General features: G+C 57.8%; 2 protein-coding genes. Both read right to left on the reverse strand.

What is annotated here, in order from left to right; genetic code table 11:
- Positions 1 to 497: 497 nt before the first annotated feature.
- Positions 498 to 797 (reverse strand): helix-turn-helix transcriptional regulator, encoded by a 300-nt coding sequence (locus tag CK218_RS29860; protein ID WP_082980578.1) that lies wholly within the window; start codon positions 795 to 797, stop codon positions 498 to 500.
- Positions 798 to 1,214: 417 nt separating this feature from the next.
- Complete coding sequence (locus CK218_RS29865) at positions 1,215 to 1,403, reverse strand: DUF3606 domain-containing protein (RefSeq protein ID WP_066998627.1); 189 nt, start codon at positions 1,401 to 1,403, stop codon at positions 1,215 to 1,217.
- Positions 1,404 to 1,738: the final 335 nt, after the last annotated feature.

Here is a 1,738-nt window from a genome sequence, read left to right on the forward strand (position 1 = left end):
TTCACGGCCAAGGAAGGCGACGTTTGGAGCTGCGGCAAGGGCAGTACGAAAGAGGCTGCTACGAACAATGGAACAGTAGTCGCAGTAATGCGCGTCATTAACCTCAAGGTCGCATAAGTGCACACGACGCGCGGGAACTAGCGCCATCTATCGGGAATGCCTAAGTCGCGCCGATATGACGGACAGGTGGCCCGGTAGCCTTTTCCACTGTCTCTAGGGGGGCACCGGGCCTTGGCCGGTTAGGTTTAGGAGAACGCGAGGCCGGCGAGCAAGTACTAGCGCACTGGTTGTTGATCAGAAAATTCAGCCAAAAGGACAATCGCCGACAATGAACAACGGCTGGACTTCGTCATCAAACCTGTCGGCCCTCCGGGACCGGTTCGGCGCTGATGCTCCGGCGATGGAATGGGACTTGCGGCCGAGGATGAAATGCGCGGTCTGTGGCGTATCAAGCTGACCTATTCGCCAGACACCAGCCACCGCAAAGGAGTCTGAGGTCAGGGCGTGCGTTTCGTCTGCCGCCGCCGCCACATCCTATTGTCCGTTTGTCGACCACGGTTCGGGATTTCGGACCGAGGCAGCATTGGCCCATCAGGGCCAAATACAATTCCCGCATCCTCCAGGGCTTGGCGGATAGCGGCAACATGGCGGGGGTTCGGGTTCCTCGATCCGTTCTCAAATTCGATGATCGTTGGTTCGCTAATATGCGCTTTGGCAGCGAGCCGCACTCGCGACCAGCTCAACAGAGCTCGTGCGGCCTTTGATTGCTTCCCCGACAGTAGGGCTCGTCTGTGCATAGGCGTTGAACATTAACGTCCCTAAAATATGCCGTCGGCTTGGTGAGGGGTCCTCAAATATTCGTGAGCCCGCGAACTCAGATCGCGGGCGGGGCGGGTCACCCTAGGCGTGGATCAGATTGGGGCCCACGGTGGGCCTTCAAGTTCGATGCCGCGATGTGGTGAACGAGCGGCTACTATGCAGGGCTAGATTTCGAGGTCACCTCGAACATTTCGAATATGGCGCGAGCTGTAAAAATCGCCTGATCCCGAACATGTACAAAGAGTTCGAGCCGGTCTTCAATTGAAATAACCTCGACCGCCATCTCGGCCAACGCCTCAATGCCTGTCGTCTTACTGCATGGATGCCATCCAGTTCCGCGCCGGTTTCATCCGTCACCTGAGATGAGGCGTTGAACGTGTCGAAGAAGTAGCGGTTCATCGAGTGCCCAGCGCTTTTGCCTCACGCTCTAAAGTCTCGCGGTCGTTTCCGTGCTTGGCGATCAGTTTCCGGACCTGAGGGATCGAGAGCCCGAATTTGCTGGCGAAGTAGCCAACCTCATATTCCTGATCCCCAGACACCCGGTCACGGTCGCGCGAATCGCGTTTGCTTTTGACGTCCGCCATGCCTCGTTCCTCTCCCTCTGCTAAAGGAAAGACGCGCGGGACGAGAATGTTCCTTCTGTCCGCTTGGGGCCACGCGCAGCAGCCGCGATAAGTGCTCTCGATGCATCAACTGCATGTCTGGAGCAACGCGACCGACCCCGGAGGTGTAGCCGTCTGGTGGCAACATGAAGCGCGTTCCTTGCGCATGAAATGGCGGCGGCTCTGCGGCTCTGGTTAGCGATTCCTGATTATTCGACGATCGCAACCGACTGGGCTGAGGGGATGTCCTTCATCCCGAGACTCGAGCAGTTCTGTTTGATGGTCGTGCTGCCGGACCACTGTATCTTGTCGGCGAC

Origin of the sequence: Mesorhizobium sp. WSM3879 (genome assembly GCF_002294915.1) — a bacterium.
GTDB lineage: Bacteria > Pseudomonadota > Alphaproteobacteria > Rhizobiales > Rhizobiaceae > Mesorhizobium.

What these genes read in the sequence shown, in the direction of transcription:
- CK218_RS29860 (WP_082980578.1), bottom strand. Translation starts at nt 797, where the DNA reads ATGCACAGACGAGCCCTACTGTCGGGGAAGCAATCAAAGGCCGCACGA.
- CK218_RS29865 (WP_066998627.1), bottom strand. Translation starts at nt 1,403, where the DNA reads ATGGCGGACGTCAAAAGCAAACGCGATTCGCGCGACCGTGACCGGGTG.